The organism is Paragemmobacter straminiformis (assembly GCF_014243445.1).
Classification (GTDB): Bacteria; Pseudomonadota; Alphaproteobacteria; order Rhodobacterales; family Rhodobacteraceae; genus Paragemmobacter; species Paragemmobacter straminiformis.
This window is the reverse complement of record NZ_JACLQD010000002.1, coordinates 798241-821824: the sequence shown is the minus strand read 5'-3', so window position 1 is coordinate 821824 and position 23584 is coordinate 798241. Positions and strand designations below refer to the sequence as shown.

Genomic DNA, 23584 nt, shown 5'->3' with positions numbered 1-23584 from the left:
CGCTATCGCATCACGAAGGGATCCGGGATCGGATCGTCCGAGGTGCGCAGCCACACCGTCTTGACCTTGGTGTAATCCAAGGCGGCCGCCAGCCCCCCCTCGCGGCCGTGGCCCGACAGGCCCGACCCGCCAAAGGGCGCTATGGGCGACACCGCGCGATAGGTGTTCACCCAGACCACCCCCGCCCGCAGCCCCCGGATCATCCGGTGCGCCCGCGTCAACGAGGCGGTGAACACACCCGACGCAAGCCCATAGGCCGTTCCATTGGCAATTTCCAAAGCCTCGGTCTCGGTCTCGAAGCTTACGACCGAAAGGACAGGCCCGAACAGCTCTTGCGTCACGCAAGGCGCATCGGGGGCGTCGGAACAGTCAAGGATCGTTGGCGGATAATAGAACCCGGCCCCCGCAGGCACCTTGCCCCCCGTCACCAGCCGCGCCCCCGCGGCAAGGCTTTCGCCCACCAGCGCCGCGATCCGGTCGCGCTGCCGCAGGGTGCAAAGCGGTCCGACCTCGGTCGCCATGTCATCGGGTGCCGCGACGCGGATCGCCTCGGCCTTGGCCTTCAGCTTGGCCAGAAACGCATCCTTCACCGCGCCTTGCACCAGCAGGCGGCTGCCCGCGACACAGCTTTGCCCCGTCGCCGCGAAAATCCCCGACACCTGCGCGTTGGCCGCGCTGTCCAGATCGGCATCGGCAAAGACGATGAAGGGCGACTTGCCCCCCAACTCGAGCGAGGTCGAGGCGAGGTTCTCTGCCGACCCCCGCACCACGGCCCGCGCCGTATCCGGCCCGCCGGTAAAGGCGATGTGGTCCACCAGCGGGTGCCGCGTCAGCACCGCACCGCAACTCGGCCCGAAGCCCGTCACCACGTTGAACACCCCCGCAGGGAAGCCCGCCTCATGCACCAGCCGCGCAAATTCCAGCATCGGCGCGGGGCCATCCTCGGATGCCTTCAGCACCACCGTGCAACCCGCCGCCAGCGCAGGCCCGATCTTGACCGCCGACAGGAAAAGCTGGCTGTTCCACGGCACGATGGCAGCCACCACCCCGACAGGTTCGCGGCGCAGCCATACCTCCATATCCGGCTTGTCGATGGGCAGATGCGCGCCTTCGATCTTGTCCGCGATCCCTGCGTAATAGCGGTAGTAATCCGCCACATAGGCGATCTGGGCGCTTGTCTCGCGGATGATCTTGCCCGTATCCCGCGTCTCGAGCGCCGCAAGCCGCGGTGCCGCCGCCTGCACCAGATCGGCCAGCCGCATCAACAGCTTGCCCCGTGCCGTCGGGGTCATCGCAGGCCAGGGCCCGCTGCGTCCCGCCCGATGCGCCGCGCGCACGGCGGCATCGACCTCGGCCTCCCGCGCCTCGGGCATCTCGGCCCAGACCGCGCCCGTCGCCGGGTCGAGGCTCGGAAAGGTCGCGGCTCCGTCGACAAAGGCCCCGTCGATGTACAGCTGGAAACGGTCCATAGGTCCCTCAGGCAAAGGCGGGCATGACGTCTTCGATGAACCGTTTCAGACTGTCGCGCTTGCGCTCGAAGGTCTGGCCCGAGTCGATCCAGAGCGAGAATTCGTCATAGCCCAAAGCTTCGATCTTCCGCAGTTTTCCGATCACCTCGGACACATCCCCGATCAACAGGTTATCGCGCATCGTTTGCGCCGAATAGAACGGATGGGCCGCGATCTCCTCTACAGTCAGCGGCTCGATGATCCCCTTCGAGATCGGCCGCTTGTTCAGGAACCACGCCCCGAAATAGCAATAGAAGCGGTTCAATTCCTCGGCGGCAAGATCGGCATCGGCGGCATCCTTGGCCACATAGCCATGCTGCAGCACCATGATCTTGGGGCGCGCCACCTCCGGCGCCTTGGCACAGGCGTCGTTGAACCGCTGCATCAGGCTCTCGATCTCCGAGAACGGGTTGTGCAGCGGCGTGCATTGCACGTTGCACCCGTTGGCCACCGCGAATTCGTGGCTGTTGGGGTCGCGGGCCGCAACCCAGATGGGCGGGTGCGGCTGTTGCAGCGGCTGGGGCGCGCTCGTCGTGGCGGGGAATTGCCAATACTGCCCCTCATGCGCATAGTCTCCGGCCCACAAGCCCTTGATCGCAGGGATCAATTCCCGCATCCGCCCGCCCGCGTTCCACGCATCCAGCCCCGGCATCACACGGTCATATTCAAAGCTATAGGCCCCCCGCGCAATGCCAAGGTCAAGCCGCCCGTCCATGATGATGTCGGCCATCGCGGCCTCTCCGGCCAGCTTGATCGGGTGCCAGAAGGGCGCGATCACCGTCCCCGTGCCAAGGCGGACATTCTTGGTCCGCCGCGCCAGATCGACAAGGTTCAAAAGCGGGTTCGGCGCGATGGTGAAGGACATGCCATGATGCTCGCCCGTCCAGATCGCATGCATTCCGCCCTCGTCGGCCATGCGGCACAACTCGAGCATCTCCTCGTAAAGCCGCGGTTCGGGGTCCGACGGGCTGATCCGTTCCATATGCACGAAAAGCGAGAATTTCATGATGTTTTGCCTTTGGTAACAAGCGCAACCCGACCCGCGTCCTGATTGCCGAAATAGATGCCGTAATTGCCCACCCGCGATTCCTCGGCCAGCCGCTCCAGCATGGTCCGCATCGCGGGATCGGTCACGTCGCCCAAAGCGTCGGGCGACATCTCGACGAAAGCGCCCCTGTCCGGCGCGCCGCCCGTGGCGGGGCAGAGAAAGCTGATATGCTGGTGGCCCCGCGCCACATCCTCGTAAACCGAATAGATGAAGCCCGGCGCCGCCTGCACGCCCGTCGCCGCGATCAGGCGCGCCAGCGTGGCCGATGCGCCATCACGCCCGACCCGCGCCGTGGGCAGGGTCAACCCTCCGGTGCCATCGTCTTGCAGCAGCACATGCCCGTCGCGCTCGATCAGGGCCGATACCACCACCTCGGGGCCCGAGGCCACCGCACTCGCCGTCTCGGACGGGGTGAAATAGCTGCCGCGATAATAGCCAAGACCCGGCGCGGTCGCCGCCTCGAACGCCTCGACCCGCCCGATCAGAATGGCATGGTCACCGGCTTCGACACATTGGTGCAGGCTGCAATCGAACCATGCCGAGACATTCGACAAAAGCGGCGACCCTGCCGGCCCCCACCGCCAATAGACCGACCCGAAGCGGTCCTCGACAGGGCGGGCAAAGGTGTTGGACACATCCTTCTGCCCTTCCGACAGGATATTCACCGCAAATCCCCCGGCGGCCGTGAAAGCCGCGTAATTGGCCGAAGACCGCGCGATCGACACCAGCAGCAGCGGCGGGTCGAGAGAGACCGATGAAAAGGAATTCGCCGTGAACCCGAGCGGTTTGCCACCGCCATCCCGTGTCGTCACCACGGTGACGCCCGTCATGAAGGTGCCGAAGGCGTCGCGCAGCGCACGGCGGTCGAGGGGTGGCTTTCCGGTCATGCGCGCACCCCGTCCCGTTCGATCATCAAAGGCGTCTTCAGCCAGTCGCCCAAGGCCCGCGACACTTCGTCGGGGGCGGTCAGGTTCACCATGTGCCGGTGCCCCCTGACAACCACGGCCCGCCCGCGCGGGGCCGAAGCCGCCATGGTGCAGGTCATGTCCGGCGTCGAATTGGCGTCGCCATCCCCCGTCAGCACAAGGGCGGGGCAGGTGATGCGGTGCCACTGGTCGGCATAGACATCATCGCCCTTGGCAAAGGCATCATAGGCGGTGGCATAGCCCTGCGGATCGACGGCCCGCAGCCATCCGGCCACCTGCGCGCGCACCGCCCCGTCCTGCGGCCCGAACCAGCGCGCAAGCGGGGCTTCGGTGTCATAGTCTCCCGCCGCGATCTGTGCGGCCCGCGCCTCGACAGCCGCCCGCGCCTGCGCCGTGCGGCGATGCACGCCGTTCAGCACCGCGACGCGGCGCAGCAATTCGGGGCAATCCACAGCCAGCCCCGTGGCGATCAGCGCCCCCATCGAATGGCCCGCGACATTCACCGTGCCAAGCGCCAGCGCCTCGATCACGCGCGCGGCCCATGCCACATAGTCGCGCAAACCCGCACCACGGGGCAGGGGGGACGACCCGCCATGCCCCGGCATATCGACCGCGATCACCCGATAGTCATGCGACAGGTCCGCGATCTGCGGCGCCCATGCGCGGGCATTCATGCCCACGCCGTGGATCAGCAAGAGCGGCTCGCCCCGCCCCACATCCAGGGCCGCGACGGTGGCCCCGTCAGACAGCCGCAGGGTTCGTTGCGTCATGGCCCAAATCCTTCAGGTCCTGATAACGGTCGCCGATCCGGTGATGCGGACGCCCCCCGATGGACGCGCCAAGCGCCACGACGATCTCGTCCGCGGCCGGCGCATCGGGAATGGCGAAATGCACCGTCAGGTAATGCGACCGCCGCCCTTCGTCGTTCTTGTCCATCAGCGGAATCATCACGGGCGTATTCGCCCCGCCGCGAATGTTGGTGAAGGCAAGATAGGTCTTTGCCCCCACCGCCTGCCGGTAATGGTTGCCGAACCGCAGCGTGTGGATCAGCGCCGAGGCATGTTCCACCTCGCCGTCCAGCCCCACGATCGACGCCTTCCCATAGCCTTCGATCCGCTCGCCTCCCCCCGCCGCCTCAAGGATCATCCCCGTCAGCAGCGCACCCAGTTCGGGTGCGACATCGTGGATTTCCGGCTTCAGGTTCTCGACGAAACCGCGCCCCGCCCAAGGATTCTTCACCACCGCCGCCGCCGCGATCAGCTTCAGCGGCACCGGGGCCGCACGTCCGCCCTCGATCAGCGTGGTTTCGACATGAAGCAGGGTTTTGCGGATGATCGCGGGCATGGTCCACCTATCGGGTTGTTTGGAATAGTTTGGTATACCATAAGACCATCTGTCAACGAGTCGTTGCAGCCCTGTCACAAAGCGGCTAGTTTTGTCCTATGGATGACGATCTGAAGATCCACGAAATGCCGCAACGCCTGCGCGAGATGGTCCTTGCGCGGATGCGCACGGCAATCATCTCGGGCCGCTTCAAAAGCGGCGAACGCCTTGTCGAGCGCACGCTCTGCGACCAACTCGGCGTCTCGCGAAGCGTCGTGCGCGAAGTGATCCGCATCCTCGAGGCCGAAGGTCTGGTCGACAGTGCGGGGCTCAAGGGGCCCATCGTGGCACGGCTCGACTGGGATCAGGCCCGCCAGATCTATGACATCCGCCTGCTTCTCGAATCCCGCGCCGCCGCCGATTGCGCCCGCATCGCGGATGATGCGGTCAAGGCCGATCTGCACGCGGCCCTTGCCGCCCTGCAATCCGCGCAGAACGGCAGCGAGACCGCGCTTTTCGATGCGACGACCCGCTTTTACGAATGCATCTTCCGCGCCGCGGGCCACCATATCGCATGGGAGATCGTCCGGCGTCTGAACGGGCGCATCAGCCGCCTGCGCGCCCTGACCCTTGCCACCACCGACCGCCATGTTTCCGGACAGGCCCGCATGACCCGCATCGCCGATGCCATCACCGCAGGCGACCCCGAAGCGGCGGCCCGTGCCGTGCATGACCACCTGACCGAAGCGTCGGCCATAGCGCAGCGCCTGCTTCAGGGGGAATGATGCCCGCCTACTGGATCGCCCATGTCACCGTCACCGACGCGCAGGCCTACGCGGGCTATCAGGCGCTTGCCCCCGCCGCATTCGCCGCGCATGGCGCAAGGTTTCTGGCGCGCGGAGGCGAGGCGGAAACGCTCGAAGGCCCCGCCTTCGCCCGCCATGTCGTGATCGAATTTCCCAGCCTTTCCGCCGCCCGCGCCTGCTATGCCAGCGCCGAATATCAGGCGGCCAAGGCGCAAAGGGCAGGGGCCTGCGTGGCGCAGGTCGTCATCGTCGAAGGTCTCTAGCGGCAGGAGGGGCGATCCGGCGCCTCGGCCGGATCGCCCTGATTTTTCGCAGAAAAATCGTCGGGCGCGTCAATGCGCCTCGACAGGCTCCTCGGCGGGTTTCGCCATCTCGGCGCGCGAGATCACCGTGTAGAACGCAGGCACGACGAACAGCGTGAACATCGTGCCGACCGTGATGCCCGAAAAGATCACCAGACCCACCGAATAGCGCGCGGCCGCACCCGCGCCGCTTGCGATGATCAGCGGAATGACCCCCAGCGCCATGGCCGCCGTCGTCATCAGAATGGGCCGCAACCGCACCTTGGCCGCGGCGACTATGGCGTCCCGCCGCGAAAGCCCGCGCTCGCGCCGCGCCTGGTTGGCGAATTCGACCAGCAGGATGCCGTGTTTGGTAATCAGTCCGATCAGCGTGATCAGCCCGACCTGCGTATAGATGTTCAGCGTCCCCAACCCGATGTTCAGCGGAATGATCGCGCCAAAGATCGACAGCGGCACCGACATCAGGATGATCAGCGGATCGCGGAAACTCTCGAACTGCGCCGCCAGCACCAGATAGATCACCACGATGGCCGCCGCAAAGGCGATCATGATCGTGTTGCCTTCGGTCACTTCCAGCCGCGACTGTCCCGAATAGTCGATGAAGAACCCGTCCGGCAGCAGGGGCCGCGCCGCATCGACCAGTGTCTGCAAGCCGTCGCCCGTCGACACGCCCGGAATCGGCAGGGCCGAAAGGGTGGTCGAGTTGAGCTGGTTGAACTGCTCGATCGCCGAAGGCGCCACGCCGGTCTCTACCGTGATCACCGCCGAAAGCGGCACCATCGCCCCCGTGGCCGAACGCACGTAGAAATCGCGCAACCGTTCGGGGTTGTTGCGATATTCCTCGGGCACCTGAAGGATCACGTCATAGCTGTTGGAATCGCGGTCGAACTGCGCCACCGCACCGCCGCCCACCAGCAGCCCCAGCGTCCGCCCGATATCCGAAGCCGGCAGGTTCAGCGCAGCCGCGCGGTCCCGGTCGATCTTCACCGTGATCTGCGGCGCGTTATAGGCCAGCGAATTCTGCACGATGATGAACTTGCCCGAAGCCTGCGCCTTGGCCTTGATCTCCTCGGCCACCTCGAAAATCCGGTCCGAAGGTCCGGTCGATTGCAGCACCATGCTGATCGGCAGGCCCCCGCCTGCGCCGGGCAGCGAAGGCGGCGCAAAGACAAAGGCCTGCACCCCGGTGATCGGGCTGATCCGCCCCTGCAGATCGGCCTGTATCTCCTTTTGCGACCGCTCCCGCTCGGACCAGTCCTTGAACGCCCAGAGCGCGATGCCCGAATTGGTCGCCCCGCCGAAACCCACGATCGAGAAATTGGCCGACAGCTCGGGCAAATCCTTGGTCAGATCGCGCATCTGGTCGATATAGGTGCGCGTATAGGCGCTCGTCGCATAGGGCGGCGCGTTGACGAACGAGAACAGCGCCCCCGAATCCTCCTCAGGTGCCAGCTCGGTCGAGGTTTTCAGGAACAGATACCCCGTCAGCGACACCAGCACCGCCACCATCAGAAAGGTGACAGGCCGGTAGTCGAGGCTCGAGGACACGCGCCGTTCATACCACGCGGCCAGCCGGTCGAAGGCACGGTCCACCGCCGTCTGGAACCGCGAGGAATGTCCCTGCTTCAGCACGCGTGCGGCCATCATCGGCGTGATCGTCAGCGCGACCACGCCGGAAATCACCACCGCCCCCGCCAGCGTCACCGCGAACTCGCGGAACAGCGATCCGGTCAACCCGCCGGTAAAGGCAAGCGGCGCGAACACGGCCGCCAGCGTGATCGTCATGGCGACGACCGCCCCGAAAATCTCTTTCATCGACAGGAACGCCGCCTGGATCGGGCGGAACCCTTCCTCGATATGGCGGTGGATGTTCTCGACCACGACAATGGCGTCATCGACGACAAGCCCGATGGCCAGCACCATCGCCAGCAGCGACAGAAGGTTGATCGAATAGCCGAAAAGGAACAGCACGAACAGCACGCCCGTCAGCGACAGCGGAATGGTGACGATGGGCATCAACACCGACCGGAACGAGCCGAGGAAAAGCAGGATGATCACCACGACGATGGTGACGGCTTCGGCAATCGTCTTGAACACCTCGTCGATCGAGGCGCTGATCTGCTCGGTGCTGTCATACATCATGGTCAGCAGCATGCCGTCGGGCAACGAACTCTGGATCGACGGCAGCGCCTTGATCACTTCGGCCGACATGTCCAGCGGGTTGGCCCCCGGGGTCGGGAAAATCCCGATGAAGGTGCCGGGCTGGCCGTTGAAGTTCACGATCGTATCCGACGATTTCGCTTCCAGCGACACGCGCGCCACATCGCCCAGGCGCACCACGTCATCCCCCGTCGCCCGCACGGGCAGGGCGGCGAAAGCCTCGGGCGTCTGCAGCGTCGATTGCAGCGTGATCGCATAGGCCACGTATTCATTCTGCGTCTTGCCCGGCGCCGACAAGAAGTTCGAGGCGTTGATCGCCGCCAGAACCTCGGCAGCCGTCACGCCGCGCCCGGCCAGTTTCACGGGGTCCACCCAGACACGCATGGCGTAATTCGCAGCCCCGATCACCTGAATCTCGGCCACACCCGGAATCGTCGACATGCGCGGACGGATCACGCGCTGGATGTATTCGGTGATCTGCTCGGCCGTCATGTTGGGGTTCTGCATCGCCAGATACATCGTGGCGAAGTTCATCCCCGTGCCCTTCACGATGGTCGGGTCTTCCGCCTCGGACGGCAACTGGCTGCGCACCTGCTGCACCTTCGACATCACCTCGGTCAGCGCCACGTCGGGGTTGGCCCCCAGACGCATGCTCACCGTCACCGTCGAGGAGGACGGACGCGAGGACGAGGTGACGTAATCCACATTCTCGGTCGTCGCCACGGCCGCCGCGATGGGCGAGGTGATGAAACCCTGAATCAACTCGGGGGCGGCGCCGGGATAGATGGTCGAGATGGTGATAACCGTCTCGTCCACCTTGGGATATTGCCGGATCGACAAAGAGCTTAGGCCCTGAAAGCCCAAAAGCAGGATCAAAAGACCCAGCACCGTCGACAGGACGGGCCGCTTGATGAAAATGTCTGACGGGCTCATTCCGTTGCCCCCGTCGCGGCACCCGTGGCCCCGGCGGCCGGGTTGACCGAATTGTCGACAGCGGCGGGTTGCCCGTTCGTCAGCCGGTTCTGCCCCGCCGTCACCACCTGATCGCCCGCGGCCACGCCGCTGCGCACCTCGACCAAACCGCCCGAACGGCGCCCCGTCTCGACAAAGACCTGCCGCACTTCCAGCGCCGGCGCTTCGCCCTCTTTCGGCGGCTCGGCCCCTTCCTTGGGGCGGACGACATAGACGTAATCGCCGTAAAGGCTGGCGCTCACCGTGGTTTGCGGCAGGGCGATGACGCCCTCTTCGGCGGGAAGTTCCACCTTGATCCGCACGAACTGGCCGGGCGTCAGCTTGCCGCCCGCATTCTCGACCGATCCGCGCAGGGCGACCAGTCGCGTCGCGGGGTCGACGCGCGGATCGATCCCCGTCAACGCCCCCGCAAAGCTTTCGTCCAAGCCCTCAATCCGGACCGAAATCTTCTGGCCGACCTTCAGGCTGGGCAAATCCTGTTCGGGCAGGGCGAAATCGACCCGCATGGTCGAGACGTCCTGCAAGGTCGCCACCACCGTTCCGGGCGTCACGTACTGGCCAAGATCGACCCGCGCGATCCCGACGGTTCCGGCAAAGGGGGCCGAAACCACGCGCTGCGCCAGAACCGCCTCGGCCCGGGCAAGCTGCGCCTTGGCGGCTTCCGCCGCCGCCTCCGTCTGCTCGCGCGATGCATTGGTGGCGGCCCCGCGCTGCGACAATTCAGACGTGCGCTTCAGATTGGTCTCGGCCAGTTGCGATTGCGTCCGCGCCGCTTCCACATCGGCCCGTTCCACCACATCGTCCAGCCGCAGCAATTCCGCGCTCGCCTCGACCCGCGCGTTGGCGGTGAAGCTGATCGCCTTGACCACACCCGCCGTTTCCGTCGTCAACTCCACACCCTGTGCCGCGTTGACCGTGCCGATGGCCTCGATCACCGGCGTCCAAGTCACGGGCTTCGCCTCGACGGTCGATACCGTGGCCGTCTGCTGCGGCATGTTGGCAAAGATCTGCGCGATCATGTTGTCGCGGAACATGTTGAAGCCGACCAGCCCGCCTCCGATCAGGGCAAGCAAGATGATGGCGATGACCAGACGCTTGACCATGGATCGGACCCTTCGTGCGAAAGACAGGCGGTGTAATGCCCTGTTTGCATTTACACTTCCAGCCGCAATGTCAAGGAAAGGTCCGGTTTCGCACCTGAGATGGCGCGATAAAACTCAGCCGACGGGCACGATCCGGTCAACCGAGATGGTTCCCCCGCGCCGCAGGAAGCCGGGGGTCAGAAAATGCAGCGGCATCGAAACCGTCACCTTGCGATAGGGATGCGCACCGATGGTCTGGTTGGTCACGGTCAGCGTCATCTCGTCGAAACCCAGCGTCGGAAAGGCCGCGCCGATCCGCGCCGTGATCTGTGCCTGTGTGGCGGTCTTGTCCAGAAACAGCGTCCGCGCCGCCACATCCGCCGCATGGCCGACCCGCCCCTGCAGGTCGAAGTTGCGGCCAAAGTCGATCAGCCCCATGCAAAGAACCACGAAGATCGCGCCGACAATCGCGAATTCCACGGCCGTCGCCCCGCCCTCGTCACGCACAAAGCGTTGCAGGGCGGTCATCGCACTTCGACCTGAAGCGCGGGCGCGAAATCGAGGCGCGGAAACAGGATGCCGCTGAAGCTTTTGGTCGCGGACATGTGGTAGAAAATATAGGTGGGCTGGTTCCCCGTGCAGATCGTCCCGCACCCGACCGAGGTGGCGGGCGCATTCGGGCAGGCGCAGAACCGCGACGCGCTCAGCGTCACCGCCGGAACCGCAGCCTGCGGGAACTGTTCCGACGCCGCACCCTGCATCACGGCAAGCACGGCCGAACTCCCCGCATCCGCCATCGCCAGCTGCGCGCCCGACCGCAGCACATGGTCCAGCCCCTCGCGCTCGGACAGAACGGCGCTCAGGTCCATCGAAGCGAGCAGCATCACCAGCAGCGTCGGCGCGAGCAGGGCGAACTCGATTGCCGCCACACCGGCCGTTTCCGCCCAGAAGCTCTTCAAAACCCCCGACATCGCTACCCCCGACATCGCTACCCCCTGTGCAGCAGACGTTGCAGCAAAGGCTTGGCTGCGGCCTTCTCCGGATGCCCCGCTCCGGCCAGCGCGCGCACCAAGGGTTGCAACGCGCTTGCAGCACCGCGTCCCGCCCGTGTCGCCACATGCACCCGCCCGAGGTTGGTCGAATGGGCAAACCCCTTGCCGTCAAAGGGCAGGGTCGCCGTCAGGGCAATTCCCAGCGTATGCGCGAAATCCCGCGCGCCGATTTCGGTGCGTTTCGACAGCCCCACCTTGTTCAGCACCACCAGCGGATGCGGATCGTCGGGCCGCATCTCCGCGATCATGTCGAGCATCTTGCGGCTGTTGCGCAGGCCCGCCAGATCGGGCGTCGTGGTCAGAACCACCCGGTCCGCCGAGCGCAGCGCATGGCGCGTAAGCGGATTGCCGATCATCGGCAGGTCCAGCATCACCGACTGCCCCTCGCTTCGCGCCAGATCGGAAAGATGGTCGACCGACTCGGTCGTCGGGTTCTGCGCAAGCCCCGCGGCATCGGTCGCCGCCAGCACGCGCAGGTTCGCGTCGTAGCTGTCGAACAGCCCGTCCAGCAGTTGCGCGTCAAGGTTCGCCCCCGCCCGCAGCGCCTCGGCGATCCCGCGCGAGGCGTCGAGGGCCAGCGAAACGCCCGCCGTCCCGAAATCGAGGTCGAGGTCGATCAACCCCGCCATCCCGTGCCCGGCCTGTCCCACCAGCCATGCCGTATTCAGCGCGACGGTCGACGACCCGGCACCCCCGCTCGCCCCGACAAAGGCCGTAAGCGACCCCTTCGCCGCAACCCCGTGGTGCGAGGCGATGTCCGCAAGGCTTTTCAGCACACCCGCCACGCTGACAGGACGCGGCAGATAATCGGAAACGCCACGGCGGATCAGTTCGCGATACAGCGCGATGTCATTGTCGCCGCCCACCAGCAAAAGCCGCGTGCCCGGATCGCAGAATTCCGAAAGCGCATCCAGACCCTCGAGCAAGTCTTGCGGCGCGGCATCCGTCTCGATCAGCAGCAATTGCGGGGCAGGGGCATCGACAAAGGCCGCCAGCGCCCCCTTCAACCCGCCCTCATGCACCACCATCCGCACACGGGCGAACTGGCGGCTTGCCCCCAATCCGGCAACGCAGGCGGCAAAGGCGGGCGTTTCGGTAAAGACGGCTATGTTCAGCGGCGGCAGCAGTCCCACAGGCTGGGACGCAAATTCCGGAACCTCGGGCAAAGGATTGGTGAAATCGGCAAGGTGAAGGGTCATCTTCGGGCGTTCCGTCGAATTGCGGTGTTGCGATCAGTTGACATCATAGGTTTCGGCGACGCCTGCGCGCATCACGCGAACCGTATGTGTCCGTGCAGGCTCGGGCGTGGCGGGCTGGGCGGCGGGGATACTGTCCTTGCCCAGCGTGACGATCGTCTCGTCACTGCTCGCACGCAGCACCAGCGACAGCTTGCCCGCGGCTTCGGCTGCGACGATCTCTTCGGCATCCGACGGCGACAGCTCCAGCGTCGCGGTCTTGCCGACGACGGCGCTCTTTTCCGGATCGGTGCCCGACTGGTCGATGGCCAGAACCCGCACATTCTGCAAGATGGTATGCACCTCGACCCCGTTCGAGCAATCGGCCGAGCTTTCGCAAGACATCACCAGCAGCACGTCGACGCGGTTGTTGGGCAGGATGAAGCCGCCCGCCGTGCGCTCGGCCGAAACCGGAATGGCGACCGCGCGCATCCCCGGCGTCAGCACGCCCGACAGGAAGCCGTTCGTCGTGTCGCCGACCTGGTCGTCCATCATCGGCGTTCCCGCCCGCAAGGGCATGCGCAGCGTCGTGCCGGCAATCTCGGTCGGAGCGGTCGGCCGCGCCGAATAGCGGATGAAGGCGTCATTGGCCGCTTCGGCCGGCCAGACCTGCCAGCGCATGTCATCGGCCTGCAACACCGTCCCTGCCGGAAGGTCCGTCGCCGCAACCAGCACTTCGACCGTCTGCATGGCGGCCTTGGCGGTGTCGCTGTCGGCATTCGCCTCGGTCGGTTGCACCGCCTGCACAAGCCAGGCCGCAGAGACGCCGGCAGCAAGGGCGATGGAAAGCAGGATCACGCGCAACATAGGGAATATCCTTTTGGTCGGACGGTCGGCGCAGCGTTACAGCGCGCCCAGCCACGAGGTACGGGGAAGAACGGTCAGGGCGCCAAGCGCGATGGCCAGCGCATAGGGAAGCTCGCGCGCGGCACCTTCGGCAGGGGCGAACCGGTCGGGAAAGGGCAGATTGCGCGGCAACAGCCGCAAGGCCACGATCCCCAGCGCAAGCCCGCCTCCGGCAAGCATCGTTGCCATCAGGAACGGCACCACCTGTCCGGCACCAAGCCAAAGCGACGACACCGTCAGCAATTTGCTGTCGCCGCCGCCCATCCAGCCCATCGCATAGGCGGCCACCGTGGCAAAGAACACCATTGCAGCCGATCCGGCATCCAGCGCCATCTCGCGCGAACTCAGCCCCGCGATCGGCGCAAAGACGACCCACACCAGCAGCAGGCCGCCGACAAGCGCATTCGGAACCGTCAGGGTCCGCACATCCCGCAGCGCCGCATAGCCGAGCGCCGCAAGAAACAGCGCGACAGCGATTGTCGCCGCCGCTTGGTTCAGGTCTGGCCAGTTGGGAAGCAAGTCCATTTTGGCTTTCCTTTGCGCCCGGTCCTGCCGGAGAAAGTGTCGCTGTGCGGGGCGGATCGTTCAGCCCCGCACGGCATCGGGCAGTTCGGCCTTTGTGCCGATCACTGGGTCGCGCCACCCAAGGCGGTCGCGATCGAGTCGAAGGTCGCGGTCAGGTTCGTGCCCATCGTGGTGATGGCGGTGATGATGACGACCGAGACGAGCGCGGCGATCAGGCCGTATTCGATGGCGGTGGCACCGGATTCAGATTTGATGAAACGCGAAACGAGGGTTTTCATGACTTTGATCCTTGGGTTGATCGTCGGGTTGATCGGGCAGCTAATCCCGTGTGTTTCTTCCCGGACGGGGCGTTCTTGCTTGCCGTCCGATGCGATGAAGATCGGTGTTTTTCGCCGCTCGCGCTATTCGGACTGGTGCTTTAGGCCATTGCCGCCGGGCATATAGGCCATTCGGCCTAGGTTCGGTCATCTGCGTTTATTTGATTTTGAATCAATGGCTTGGCCGCCATCCGAAAGGATGCATCCCAAGGCTTTAGGCTGGGGCGCCGGTCGGCGGTCAGCCGCGGCCGAGTCCGTCCAGAAGGGCGGGCAGAAAAGCCTTCGCGCTGGCCGCACGTTCGGCAAGCGTTGCGCGAAGTGCGGCGAGCGGCGCGCCCGCGTCAATCGCCTCTTCCAGCTGGTGCGCCGCCTCCGCAAGCGCCGGAAAGCCAAGCTGCCCCGCCTCCGAGATCAGCCTGTGCGCGCGCTTGCGCAAATCCGGCCCGTCGCTTTCGGTGGTGATCCAGTCCAGATCGCCCAGCACGGCCCCAAGCCGCCCGCGCACCCATTCCGCCCCCAAAAGCTCGACCAGCGATGCCAGGGCCGCTTCGTCCCGCAGGGCCGGCTGGGGGGGCGGCGCAGGGCGCGCGGCCTCGGGCAGCCGCCCCGCAAGCAGGGCGCCCACCGTCTGCGTCAGATCCTCGATCCCGAAGGGCTTGGCAAGGTGGCGGTCCGCGCCCGCCCGCGCCATCGCCGCGGCCTGATCGGGGCGCGCATTGGCCGAAAGCGCCAGAATCGGCACCCGCCCCGCAGGGCCTTCAAGCGCGCGGATGGCCGCCGTGGCGCTGATCCCGTCCATGCGTGGCATCTGCATGTCCATGATGACCAGATCGACAGCGCCCGCCCGCGCCGCCTCTAACCCTTCGACCCCGTCCAGGGCGCTGCGGCAGGCATATCCCGCCCGCGTCAGCACCGCGCGGATCAGGTCCTGGTTCTGCGCGCTGTCCTCGACGATCAACACCCGCGCTCCCTGCGGGGCCTGCGCCAGCCCGGCAGGGTGCGGCACCTGCTGCGGCTGCGGTTCCGCCGCCGCGCGCAAGGGCAGGGTGACGGTAAAGGAACTGCCTTGCCCGACCACGCTCTCGACCGTGATCTCGCCCCCCATCTGCTGCACAAGGCCCTGGCTGATCGCAAGGCCAAGCCCGCTGCCGCCATGCGCGCGGGTCAGCGAACTGTCGATCTGGCTGAACCGCTTGAACAGCAGCCCCATATCGGCGGCCGCGATACCGATCCCGCTGTCGCGCACGATGACGGCAAGGCTTTCGCCCCGCCGCTCGAATGCCAGCGTGACCCCGCCTTTCGCTGTGAACTTCACCGCGTTGTTGGTCAGGTTCAGCAGCACCTGCAACAAGCGCCCCGCATCGCCCTCGATATGGCGCGGCAGACCTTCTGCCACCGAACAGGCCAGCGACAGCCCTTTGGCTGCGGCAACGGGCCGGACCAGCGCGATCACCCGCTCGGCAAGTGCCGAGATGTCGACGGCCCCCCTGTGCAGGTCGATCCGCCCCGCCTCGATCTTCGACAGGTCGAGGATATCGTCGATCAGGGTGCCCAGCACATCACCCGCATCGCGCAACCGTCCCAGATGGTCGCGCTGCGACGGATCAAGCGGCGTCGCGTCAAGCAATTCGGCATAGCCCTTGATCGCGGTCAGCGGCGTGCGGATCTCGTGGCTCATCGTCGCCAGAAACTCGGACTTGGCAAGCGTCGCGGCCTCGGCTTCGGCGCGGGCGCGGCGCAATTGTGCCTCGGTCCGGTCGCGTGCGGAAAGATAGGCCAGACTGCGCAGCACCACCGTGAACAGCAGCACTACGATCGAGGCGAGCGACAGCGACAGCGATTGCGACAGCGATTGGCTCGCCTCGTCCCACATCGCAACCAATGTGTCGCGCCGCGCCGCCTCGGCCCCGGCAAGCTTCGTCACCAGTCCCCGCGCCTCGGCGCCATTTCCTGCACGCGCCTCTGCCAGCGCAGGCGTCAGCGCCTTCACATCCGGCGCATCAAGCAGCGCAAGCGCGGCCGCCGCCGCCGCAGGAATCCGCGCGGCATCGCGCTCCAGCGCCACCGCCAGCCCTGCAAGGGCCTCGCTCCGTCCTGTGCTGGTCGATATGCCCTGCTGCAACGACCGCGACAGGTCGCCGAAGCGATAGATCGCCAGCGCGGAATATGTCGTGAAAAGTCCGACGGCCGAAACCGCGATGATGATCAGGCGCAACCCGTCGATACGCAGACCGTCGCGGCGCTGGCCGCCGGTCGCACGCGGCGTCACGTCAGGCACCCAGCATGCGCGTCCCCGCCACCGCGGCGGCGGCACGGTTCGCGACGCCCAGCTTCGAGAAAAGCGCCGCCATATGCACCTTGACCGTGCCTGCGCCAAGGTTCAGCTCGCGCGCGATTTCCTTGTTGGATTTGCCGCGCACCAGCATCTCAAGCACCCGCGACTGGCGCGGCGACAGGGCCGGTGCATCGGCATGGGCCGCGGCCGGCGCATCCTGCGCCACCACCGCAAGCGCGGGCGCGGCATCCTTGGCAGGGGCGATATCCGCGATCATCCGCGGCACATAGATACGCCCGTCAAGGATCTGCCCCAGCGCATCCGACAATTCCTGCACGCCCGACGCCTTGCACACATAGCCATGCGCTCCGGCAGACAGGGTCTCGATGATATCCTCGCGGCGGCGCGATGCCGACACGACCGCGACCTTTTCCAGATGGTCGCACGTCTCGCGCAGATGGTGCAGCAGGGCAGGGCCTTCCATTCCGGGCATGTTCAGGTCGAACAGGGCCAGCGTCACATGGGCTTCGGCTTCGATGGCTTCGATGGCCTCGGCATAGCTGCCGGTCTGGATCACGCGGGCAAAGTTGCAGCGCTGCACAAGAACCGCCGCCAGCGCCATGCGGAAGAACTCGTCGTCATCCGCGATAACTGCCACACGTTCGGCGGGGGCGACCTTGGCCTGCATCACTGCCGTCGGGAACGAGGCCACCGCTGTCTGCATCTGCATCTGCATCTGGTTCATCTTGTCCTCCATCCGCCCCGCGGTCCGGCAATCGCCTGTCGCGCTGTCTTGGCCGGATCATGTTAACTATTTTTTAGTTCCGTAAAGCGCTTACGCGCGAAAACCATCCCGACAGTATCACCCCATATCCAAAGGTCTGGGTCCGATGGCCTTCGGACCGGTGGGTTTCCGGTCCCGCTCCCTCCGGTTTTGTCCGGTTTCCCTTTGATTTTCAGCGATTGCGCGCCGCCTCCGCCAAGGTTGTGCCGCGCGTCCAAAGGCCATCCGCCGGATGATTCGCGCCCCGTCCCGCCGGATTAGGCCATCAGGCCGAATGGATGCGCAGGGCCGTCGCGCGATATTCCATCCGCACAGGTGCAAGTGTCGCGCCATTTCGTCAGGGGCGATCAAGGCCCCACCCGTGATGCAAGGGAACACCATGTTCGGTAAACGCCAGCGCCAACCCGAAGCGCAAGCAAAGCCCCAGATCGTGACGATCCAGACCCTCCGCCCCGCGGCGGCAGACCCTGTCGCCCCGCAGCGGGCGCAGGAATTCGACGGGCTGCGCAAAGCCGTATTCGATGCGCTGATCGATACGATCGACATGAAACGCGTGGGCCAGCAAGACACCGAAATCGCCCGCCGCGAGATCGGCCTGCTGGTCTCCGACATTCTCGCCGCCAAAAAGGCGGTGATGACCGCCGCCGAGCAAGAGGTCCTGCTCACCGACCTTCTCAACGACATTCTCGGTTTCGGCCCGCTCGAGCCGCTGCTCGCCCGCGACGACATCGCCGACATCATGGTGAACGGCTGCCGCCCGATCATGATCGAAGTCGGCGGCAAGCTTGTCGAAACCGATATCCGCTTCCGCGACGAATCCCAGTTGCTGAACATCTGCCAGCGCATCGTCAGCCAGGTCGGCCGCCGCGTGGACGAATCCTCGCCCATCTGCGACGCCCGCCTGCAAGACGGCAGCCGCGTCAACGTCATAGCCCCGCCGCTCTCGATCGACGGCACCACGCTGACCATCCGGAAATTCAAGAAAGACAAACTCACCCTCGACCAGCTTGTCCGCTTCGGTTCGATCACGGCCGAAGGGGCCGAGCTTTTGCGCATCATCGGCCGCGTGCGCTGCAACGTGCTGATCTCGGGCGGCACGGGGTCGGGCAAGACGACGCTGCTGAACTGCATGACCCGCGCCATCGACCCCACCGAACGCATCGTGACCTGCGAGGACGCGGCCGAACTGCAACTGCAACAGCCCCATGTCGTCCGCCTCGAAACCCGCCCGAAGAACCTCGAAGGCGAGGGCGAGGTGACGATGCGCGATCTGGTCAAGAACTGCCTGCGGATGCGCCCCGAGCGGATCATCGTCGGCGAAGTCCGCGGCGCGGAAGCCATCGACCTTCTGCAAGCGATGAACACGGGCCATGACGGCTCGATGGGCACCGTCCACGCCAACTCCCCGCGCGAGGCGCTGTCGCGTCTGGAAACCATGATCACGATGGGCGGATCGACCCTTCCCGCGCGCACCCTGCGCGAGATGATCTCGAAATCGGTCGATGTGGTGGTGCAGGCCGCCCGCCTGCGCGACGGCTCGCGCAAGATTACCCACATTTCCGAAGTGCTGGGCATGGAGGGGGACGTCATCGTGACCCAAGACCTCTTCGTCTACGACATCGACGGCGAGGACGCGCAGGGCCACATCCTCGGCCACCACCGTTCGACCGGCGTGATGCGTCCCGGCTTCTGGGACCGCGCCCGCTACTTCGGCGAGGCCAAGAACGTCACCGCCGCCCTCGAAGCCGCCGGCAGATCGAACGGAGGGGTCTGATCATGGTCACGCCGCTGCAAGTCGCCGTTTTCTGTTTCGTCTCGGTCGGCATCGCCGCGCTTGTCCTCGGATGGGCCACTCCCTCCGACGCGGCGCGCCTGCGCGAGCGGATGGACCGCCTCGGCAAACGCTCCGATGACGATGCCTCCGATGGCCTTGCAACCGAAGACCAGCGCCGCAAGCGCCGCGTCCGCGAGTCCTTGCGCGAGTTGCGCGCCCGCGAGATCGGGCGCGCCCGCCGCCGCGCCCAGCCCACGCTGACGGGCCGCCTGCGTCAGGCCGGTCTCGATTGGACGCGCAAGACCTATTACACCGTCTCGGCCCTTGTGGGCCTTGCCGCGCTGATCCTTGCGCTTGGCCTTACGGGCCTCGCCGTCCTGCCCGCCCTGTGCTTTGCCGCCGCCGCCGGATTGCTGCTGCCCCACCTCTTTGTCGCCCACAAGCGCAGCGCCCGCCTCAAGCGCTTCTCCGACGACTTCCCCACCGCCATCGACATCATCGTGCGCGGTGTCCGTTCGGGCATGGCGCTGGCCGACGGGCTCAAGACCATCGCCACCGAGATGGAGGAACCCATCCGTGGCGAATTCGCCATCGTCGTGCGCGATCAGACCCTCGGGGTGCCGCTCGACGAAGCGGTGCAGCGGCTTGCCGACCGCATGCCGCTTTCGGAGACATCCTTCTTCGCCATCGTCGTGGGCATCCAGTCCAAGACCGGCGGCAACCTGTCCGAGGCCCTGTCCAACCTGTCCAAGGTGCTGCGCGGCCGCAAGAACATCGCCGGCAAGATCCGCGCGATGAGTTCCGAGGCCATCACCTCTGCCGCGATCATCGGGGCCATGCCGCCGCTGGTCATGGCCGTGCTTTTCTTCATCAGCCCCGGCTATCTGAACGTCCTTTTCACCACGCTTCTGGGCAACCTCATCCTCGGCGGTTCGATCCTGTGGATGGGTCTCGGCATTCTGGTCATGCGCGGCATGATCCGCTTCGATTACTGAACGGAGGACGCCATGTCCCTTGCCCGTCTCGCCACCGACCCCATCGCGCTGCTTTCCTTCATCTCGGTAAGTTCCGCGGCCATCGCGGTCTTTCTGCCGCAACTCGGCAAAGACCGCCTCTCCACCCGTCTGGCGCAGGTCGCCGGCGAGGCGGAGACGAACCGCCGCCACCGCGACGGCAACCGCGACCTGCACGGCCTTGCCGCCCTGTTCGATGCCCTCGCCAACCGCTTCGACATCCTGCGCCGCCTTCCGGGGGGCGAAGCCGCGCACCGGCTGCAAATGGCCGGCCTGCGCGGGCCTTCGGCGCTGACCACCTATCTCTCGCTGCGCATCGTCGGCGTGCTGGCCCTTGGCCCGATCTGCTTTTTCTACCTTCGCTTCGTGATCGAACTCGACCAGCCCCTGCCGGTCCTGCTGCTCGCCAGCCTTGCCGGCAGCCTCTTCGGCTTCTTCCTGCCCGCCGTCCTGTTGAAGAACCGCATCATCAAACGCCAGCAGGCGATCCAGCGGGCATGGCCCAACGCGCTCGACCTCATGCTGATCTGCGTCGAATCCGGCATGGGCATCGATCAGGCCCTGCGCAAGGTCGCCGACGAGATCGGCCTCGACTCGGTCGATCTGGCCGAAGAGCTGATGCTGACCGTCTCGGAACTCTCCTACCTTCCCGACCGCCGCATGGCCTATGAGAACCTTGCCGCGCGCACGGGGCTCGACACGGTCAAGGCGGTGATCGCCTCGCTGAAACAGGCCGAACGGCACGGCACCTCGCTGGGCGCCTCGCTGCGCGTCCTCAGTCAGGAAAACCGCGACATGCGCCTGCAAGCGGCCGAGAAAAAGGCCGCCTCTCTGCCGCCCAAGCTTACCGTGCCCATGATCCTGTTCTTCCTGCCCGTTCTCTTCGCCGTCATCATCGCGCCTGCGCTCATGCAGGTTTTCGGCTCCTGAGGCTGCCATGTTCGCCCAACTGACCCGACGTCTCCGCACCGCCCTCGGCCGCTACCGGCAAGATAGCCGTGGCAGCGTTATCATCCTTGCCGCAATCCTGTTTCCCGTGGTGATCGGCGGCCTCGGCCTCTGGGTCGAAACCGGCTACTGGTATCACATCCAGCGCCGCGTCCAGCACATCGCCGATGTCTCGGCCCATGCCGCCGGCGTGCGCATCCGTGCAGGCGACAGCAAGGCGCAGGCCACCGCCGCCGCCCGCTACATCGCGACACAGGCAGGCTTTCCCGCCGCGGGCACGCTGACCGTCAACATCCCGCCCCTCTCGGGCGCGAAAAAGGGCAACCCGAATGCGATCGAGGTGATCCTGTCGGAAAACCACGCCCGCTGGTTCACCGCCCTGTTCGAAACCGGCGATGTCGCCCTTGCCGGACGGGCCGTCACCGTGATCGAGGGCGACGCGACCGCCTGCATGCTCGCGCTCTCCGGTGCCGCCAATGGCGCGGTCAGCGTGGGCGGGTCGACCAACGTCACCCTGACGGGCTGCGACATCGCCTCGAACTCGGTGTCGAACACCTCCTATTCGATGGGCGGCATGGGATCGGCCATCACCACGGGCTGCATCCATACGGTCGGCGGCGCTTCGGTGAACTCGGGCCTGACCCTGACATCCTGTCCTTCGGTCATCACCAACGCGGCGCGCGCCCGCGATCCCTATTCCAATCTGCCCGAACCGGCCATCATCGGCGCCTGCAAACCCAAGAACGTCGGCAACAACCAGAACCCGACCACATTGACGCCGACGGATGTCCATCCCCTGGGCGGCGGTCTGAAATCCATGCGCTTCTGCAACGGCTTCGACGTCCGGGGCGAAGTGACGCTGATGCCCGGCCTCTACATCGTCGAGGGTGGAAATCTCACCGTCAACGGCGGCAGCCTGACCTCGACCACCGCCGCCAAGCTTTCGGGGGCGGGTGTGACCTTCTATCTCGCCTCGTCCGAGGTGGATGTCCGCCTCAACGGCAACGTCACCCTCGGGCTCTCTGCCCCGACCACGGGCCCGCTGTCCGGCGTGCTGTTCTTCGGCGCGCGCACGGCCACCACGGCAAGCCATATCATCAACGGATCTTCCGGCTCGGTCCTGCAAGGGGCCATCTATACCCCCGCTTCCGCCATCCAGTTCTCGGGCGATTCCGCAGGCACCAACGGCTGCACGCAAGTCATCGCCTCGACCATCACGCTCACCGGCAACTCGACCTTGAAAGCAACCTGCGCCAGCGCGGGCACCCGTGACCTCTGGGCGTCAGAAATCGTGCGCCTGTACGAATAGGGCAGGTTTCGGTTGAAGCCTTCATCCGCTTCTGCGACATGATCGCCCGAACCGGCCAAAGGGAGCCATCTGTGGGCAGCGGCATCGAGATCATCCCCGAATTGCGCGTGCGCGACATTCCCGCCGCCGAAGCACTGCTTGCCTCGGTCTTCGGGTTCGCCAAAGGCGACGGGGTCATGGCGCTCGGCAGCCAGCGCATCGCGCTCGTGCAGGGGCAGGGTGCCATCGCCCACGGCGGGATCGACCACCTCGCCCTTGCCGTCACCGACTTGCCCGCCACGCTGGCCGCCCTGCAAGCCCGCGGCGCGGCGCTCGAGGAAACCACCCCCCACGGCGCGGGACATATCTCCGAATTCTGGGAGGCGGGGATCACCTACGTCTTTCTGCGCGGCCCCGAGGGCGCCCGGATCGAGCTGTGCCAGCGCCTGCCCGCCGACACCCGCGCCGGATTGCCGGGCCATGACCACATCGGCATCCCCTGCACCGATATCGCGGCAAGCCAGGCTTTCTTCGAAAGCCTCGGCTGCGCGCTTCTTTCCGCCGTCAGCCTGCACCGCCCCGAAGGCGTGACCGAGGTGCGTTTCCTGTCCGCAGGCGCAAGCGTGGTCGAACTCTACGAACCCCCCGCCCTGCGAGGGGGCAAGCCCGCCTTTGCCGAAAACGGCTTCTGGGCGGGGCTGCGTCTTGTCGGCACCGCGCTCGACAAGGGCGAACGCAGCGGTCCCGACGGATTGCGCCTCACCGTCCTCTGACCAGCGCGGGCAAGGCGCTCCAGTGGTCAAAAGCCGCAAGATGGGGCAGGGCCGCGACCTCGGTGCTGCGATAGCCTTGCGTGAACAGCAGCAGCGGCACGCCCGCCGACCGCGCGGTTTCGGCGTCAACCTCGCTGTCGCCCACGAACAGCACCTCGCCCCCGCCGATCCGCCGCATGGCCTCGTGCAAGGGCGCGGGGTCCGGCTTGCGCACGGGCAGGGTGTCGCCGCCCACGATCACCGAAAACCGCCCCTGCCAGCCCAGATGCGACAGCAGCGCCCGCGTCGGCCCCTCGGGCTTGTTGGTGCATAGCCCAAGCGGCAGATCGGCCAGCGCATCCAGCGCCTCCTCGACCCCCTCGTAGGGCCGCGTCAATCCGCCCGGATCATGCTCGTATCGTTCGACAAAACGCGCGCACAGCGCCCCGTGCCGCGCAGGCTCCATCCCCGTGGCCGCGATGACCCGCGTCATCAGCACCGGCACCCCGCCCCCGATAAAGCCGCGCACCGTGGCAAAGGGCAGGGGGGCGACCCCTTCCTCGGCCAATATGGCATTGACGCCCGCATGGATGTCGGGCGCGCTGTCGACCAGCGTTCCGTCAAGGTCGAACAGAACCGCCCGCACCC

23 protein-coding genes are annotated in these 23584 nt (G+C 66.1%); 7 read left to right on the top strand and 16 right to left on the bottom strand.

What is annotated here, in order from left to right:
- Positions 1 to 2: 2 nt before the first annotated feature.
- Genes H7F16_RS09795 through H7F16_RS09775 form a run of 5 tightly spaced genes read right to left on the bottom strand, consistent with a single transcriptional unit; the run spans position 3 to position 4826 of the window.
- The gene (locus H7F16_RS09795) at positions 3 to 1469 is read right to left on the bottom strand and encodes an aldehyde dehydrogenase (RefSeq protein ID WP_185797370.1); all 1467 of its coding nucleotides are present in this window, start codon (positions 1467 to 1469) and stop codon (positions 3 to 5) included.
- A 7-nt stretch (positions 1470 to 1476) separates the two neighbouring features.
- Positions 1477 to 2514: an LLM class flavin-dependent oxidoreductase gene (locus tag H7F16_RS09790; protein ID WP_185797369.1), complete on the bottom strand. Its 1038-nt coding sequence runs from the start codon at positions 2512 to 2514 to the stop codon at positions 1477 to 1479.
- On the bottom strand, positions 2511 to 3443 hold the full coding sequence (locus H7F16_RS09785) for a flavin reductase family protein (protein WP_185797368.1): 933 nt from the start codon (positions 3441 to 3443) through the stop codon (positions 2511 to 2513). The genes H7F16_RS09790 and H7F16_RS09785 overlap by 4 nt, the downstream gene beginning before the upstream one ends.
- The gene (locus tag H7F16_RS09780; RefSeq protein ID WP_185797367.1) at positions 3440 to 4252 is read right to left on the bottom strand and encodes an alpha/beta fold hydrolase; all 813 of its coding nucleotides are present in this window, start codon (positions 4250 to 4252) and stop codon (positions 3440 to 3442) included. Before H7F16_RS09780 ends, H7F16_RS09785 begins: the two co-directional genes overlap by 4 nt.
- Positions 4224 to 4826: an amino acid synthesis family protein gene (locus tag H7F16_RS09775; protein ID WP_185797366.1), complete on the bottom strand. Its 603-nt coding sequence runs from the start codon at positions 4824 to 4826 to the stop codon at positions 4224 to 4226. The genes H7F16_RS09780 and H7F16_RS09775 overlap by 29 nt, the downstream gene beginning before the upstream one ends.
- Positions 4827 to 4924: 98 nt before the next feature.
- On the opposite strand from H7F16_RS09775, the gene H7F16_RS09770 reads away from it, so the two are divergent.
- Positions 4925 to 5590 carry a GntR family transcriptional regulator gene (locus H7F16_RS09770; protein ID WP_185797365.1) on the top strand — a complete coding sequence of 222 codons (666 nt, stop codon included), beginning with the start codon at positions 4925 to 4927 and terminating at the stop codon, positions 5588 to 5590.
- The gene (locus H7F16_RS09765; RefSeq protein ID WP_206682590.1) at positions 5587 to 5874 is read left to right on the top strand and encodes a DUF1330 domain-containing protein; all 288 of its coding nucleotides are present in this window, start codon (positions 5587 to 5589) and stop codon (positions 5872 to 5874) included. Before H7F16_RS09770 ends, H7F16_RS09765 begins: the two co-directional genes overlap by 4 nt.
- Before the next feature lie 69 nt (positions 5875 to 5943).
- Here the strand turns inward: H7F16_RS09765 and H7F16_RS09760 are convergent, their stop codons facing one another.
- The 10 genes from H7F16_RS09760 to H7F16_RS09715 form a co-directional block, all read right to left on the bottom strand.
- On the bottom strand, positions 5944 to 9006 hold the full coding sequence (locus H7F16_RS09760; protein WP_185797363.1) for an efflux RND transporter permease subunit: 3063 nt from the start codon (positions 9004 to 9006) through the stop codon (positions 5944 to 5946).
- Entirely contained in the window at positions 9003 to 10148 is a 1146-nt protein-coding gene (locus H7F16_RS09755; RefSeq protein ID WP_185797362.1) for an efflux RND transporter periplasmic adaptor subunit, read from the bottom strand. The genes H7F16_RS09760 and H7F16_RS09755 overlap by 4 nt, the downstream gene beginning before the upstream one ends.
- Before the next feature lie 114 nt (positions 10149 to 10262).
- On the bottom strand, positions 10263 to 10655 hold the full coding sequence (locus tag H7F16_RS09750; protein ID WP_185797361.1) for a TadE/TadG family type IV pilus assembly protein: 393 nt from the start codon (positions 10653 to 10655) through the stop codon (positions 10263 to 10265).
- Positions 10652 to 11098, bottom strand: coding sequence for a TadE/TadG family type IV pilus assembly protein (locus tag H7F16_RS09745; protein WP_185797360.1), 447 nt, complete (start codon positions 11096 to 11098; stop codon positions 10652 to 10654). Before H7F16_RS09745 ends, H7F16_RS09750 begins: the two co-directional genes overlap by 4 nt.
- A gap of 17 nt (positions 11099 to 11115) precedes the next feature.
- Positions 11116 to 12378: a CpaE/TadZ family protein gene (locus H7F16_RS09740; RefSeq protein WP_185797359.1), complete on the bottom strand. Its 1263-nt coding sequence runs from the start codon at positions 12376 to 12378 to the stop codon at positions 11116 to 11118.
- A 33-nt stretch (positions 12379 to 12411) separates the two neighbouring features.
- Complete coding sequence (gene cpaB / locus H7F16_RS09735; protein WP_185797358.1) at positions 12412 to 13221, bottom strand: Flp pilus assembly protein CpaB; 810 nt, start codon at positions 13219 to 13221, stop codon at positions 12412 to 12414.
- A 36-nt stretch (positions 13222 to 13257) separates the two neighbouring features.
- A complete protein-coding gene (locus H7F16_RS09730; protein WP_185797357.1) occupies positions 13258 to 13785 on the bottom strand; it encodes an A24 family peptidase in 528 nt (175 codons plus the stop codon).
- Between the two features lie 101 nt (positions 13786 to 13886).
- Positions 13887 to 14063 (bottom strand): Flp family type IVb pilin, encoded by a 177-nt coding sequence (locus H7F16_RS09725; RefSeq protein WP_185797356.1) that lies wholly within the window; start codon positions 14061 to 14063, stop codon positions 13887 to 13889.
- A 277-nt stretch (positions 14064 to 14340) separates the two neighbouring features.
- The gene (locus H7F16_RS09720; protein ID WP_185797355.1) at positions 14341 to 16371 is read right to left on the bottom strand and encodes an ATP-binding protein; all 2031 of its coding nucleotides are present in this window, start codon (positions 16369 to 16371) and stop codon (positions 14341 to 14343) included.
- Position 16372: 1 nt separating this feature from the next.
- Positions 16373 to 17134, bottom strand: a complete 762-nt coding sequence (locus H7F16_RS09715; protein ID WP_206682589.1) for a LuxR C-terminal-related transcriptional regulator — start codon at positions 17132 to 17134, stop codon at positions 16373 to 16375.
- A gap of 406 nt (positions 17135 to 17540) precedes the next feature.
- On the opposite strand from H7F16_RS09715, the gene H7F16_RS09710 reads away from it, so the two are divergent.
- The 5 genes from H7F16_RS09710 (at position 17541) to H7F16_RS09690 (ending at position 22957) form a co-directional block, all read left to right on the top strand.
- Positions 17541 to 18935, top strand: a complete 1395-nt coding sequence (locus tag H7F16_RS09710; protein WP_185797354.1) for a TadA family conjugal transfer-associated ATPase — start codon at positions 17541 to 17543, stop codon at positions 18933 to 18935.
- A gap of 2 nt (positions 18936 to 18937) precedes the next feature.
- Complete coding sequence (locus tag H7F16_RS09705; protein ID WP_185797353.1) at positions 18938 to 19930, top strand: type II secretion system F family protein; 993 nt, start codon at positions 18938 to 18940, stop codon at positions 19928 to 19930.
- A 12-nt stretch (positions 19931 to 19942) separates the two neighbouring features.
- The gene (locus H7F16_RS09700; protein WP_185797352.1) at positions 19943 to 20878 is read left to right on the top strand and encodes a type II secretion system F family protein; all 936 of its coding nucleotides are present in this window, start codon (positions 19943 to 19945) and stop codon (positions 20876 to 20878) included.
- A 7-nt stretch (positions 20879 to 20885) separates the two neighbouring features.
- Positions 20886 to 22205, top strand: a complete 1320-nt coding sequence (locus tag H7F16_RS09695) for a pilus assembly protein TadG-related protein (protein WP_185797351.1) — start codon at positions 20886 to 20888, stop codon at positions 22203 to 22205.
- 71 nt (positions 22206 to 22276) lie between these two features.
- Complete coding sequence (locus H7F16_RS09690; RefSeq protein WP_185797350.1) at positions 22277 to 22957, top strand: VOC family protein; 681 nt, start codon at positions 22277 to 22279, stop codon at positions 22955 to 22957.
- Here the strand turns inward: H7F16_RS09690 and gph are convergent.
- Positions 22944 to 23582, bottom strand: a complete 639-nt coding sequence (gph, locus tag H7F16_RS09685) for a phosphoglycolate phosphatase (RefSeq protein WP_338401987.1) — start codon at positions 23580 to 23582, stop codon at positions 22944 to 22946. The genes H7F16_RS09690 and gph overlap by 14 nt on opposite strands.
- Positions 23583 to 23584: the final 2 nt, after the last annotated feature.

Bases quoted from the DNA above. Each gene is read 5' to 3' on its own strand.
- H7F16_RS09795 (WP_185797370.1), bottom strand. From the start codon at position 1,469: ATGGACCGTTTCCAGCTGTACATCGACGGGGCCTTTGTCGACGGAGCC.
- H7F16_RS09790 (WP_185797369.1), bottom strand. From the start codon at position 2,514: ATGAAATTCTCGCTTTTCGTGCATATGGAACGGATCAGCCCGTCGGAC.
- H7F16_RS09785 (WP_185797368.1), bottom strand. From the start codon at position 3,443: ATGACCGGAAAGCCACCCCTCGACCGCCGTGCGCTGCGCGACGCCTTC.
- H7F16_RS09780 (WP_185797367.1), bottom strand. From the start codon at position 4,252: ATGACGCAACGAACCCTGCGGCTGTCTGACGGGGCCACCGTCGCGGCC.
- H7F16_RS09775 (WP_185797366.1), bottom strand. From the start codon at position 4,826: ATGCCCGCGATCATCCGCAAAACCCTGCTTCATGTCGAAACCACGCTG.
- H7F16_RS09770 (WP_185797365.1), top strand. From the start codon at position 4,925: ATGGATGACGATCTGAAGATCCACGAAATGCCGCAACGCCTGCGCGAG.
- H7F16_RS09765 (WP_206682590.1), top strand. From the start codon at position 5,587: ATGATGCCCGCCTACTGGATCGCCCATGTCACCGTCACCGACGCGCAG.
- H7F16_RS09760 (WP_185797363.1), bottom strand. From the start codon at position 9,006: ATGAGCCCGTCAGACATTTTCATCAAGCGGCCCGTCCTGTCGACGGTG.
- H7F16_RS09755 (WP_185797362.1), bottom strand. From the start codon at position 10,148: ATGGTCAAGCGTCTGGTCATCGCCATCATCTTGCTTGCCCTGATCGGA.
- H7F16_RS09750 (WP_185797361.1), bottom strand. From the start codon at position 10,655: ATGACCGCCCTGCAACGCTTTGTGCGTGACGAGGGCGGGGCGACGGCC.
- H7F16_RS09745 (WP_185797360.1), bottom strand. From the start codon at position 11,098: ATGTCGGGGGTTTTGAAGAGCTTCTGGGCGGAAACGGCCGGTGTGGCG.
- H7F16_RS09740 (WP_185797359.1), bottom strand. From the start codon at position 12,378: ATGACCCTTCACCTTGCCGATTTCACCAATCCTTTGCCCGAGGTTCCG.
- cpaB (WP_185797358.1), bottom strand. From the start codon at position 13,221: ATGTTGCGCGTGATCCTGCTTTCCATCGCCCTTGCTGCCGGCGTCTCT.
- H7F16_RS09730 (WP_185797357.1), bottom strand. From the start codon at position 13,785: ATGGACTTGCTTCCCAACTGGCCAGACCTGAACCAAGCGGCGGCGACA.
- H7F16_RS09725 (WP_185797356.1), bottom strand. From the start codon at position 14,063: ATGAAAACCCTCGTTTCGCGTTTCATCAAATCTGAATCCGGTGCCACC.
- H7F16_RS09715 (WP_206682589.1), bottom strand. From the start codon at position 17,134: ATGGAGGACAAGATGAACCAGATGCAGATGCAGATGCAGACAGCGGTG.
- H7F16_RS09710 (WP_185797354.1), top strand. From the start codon at position 17,541: ATGTTCGGTAAACGCCAGCGCCAACCCGAAGCGCAAGCAAAGCCCCAG.
- H7F16_RS09705 (WP_185797353.1), top strand. From the start codon at position 18,938: ATGGTCACGCCGCTGCAAGTCGCCGTTTTCTGTTTCGTCTCGGTCGGC.
- H7F16_RS09700 (WP_185797352.1), top strand. From the start codon at position 19,943: ATGTCCCTTGCCCGTCTCGCCACCGACCCCATCGCGCTGCTTTCCTTC.
- H7F16_RS09695 (WP_185797351.1), top strand. From the start codon at position 20,886: ATGTTCGCCCAACTGACCCGACGTCTCCGCACCGCCCTCGGCCGCTAC.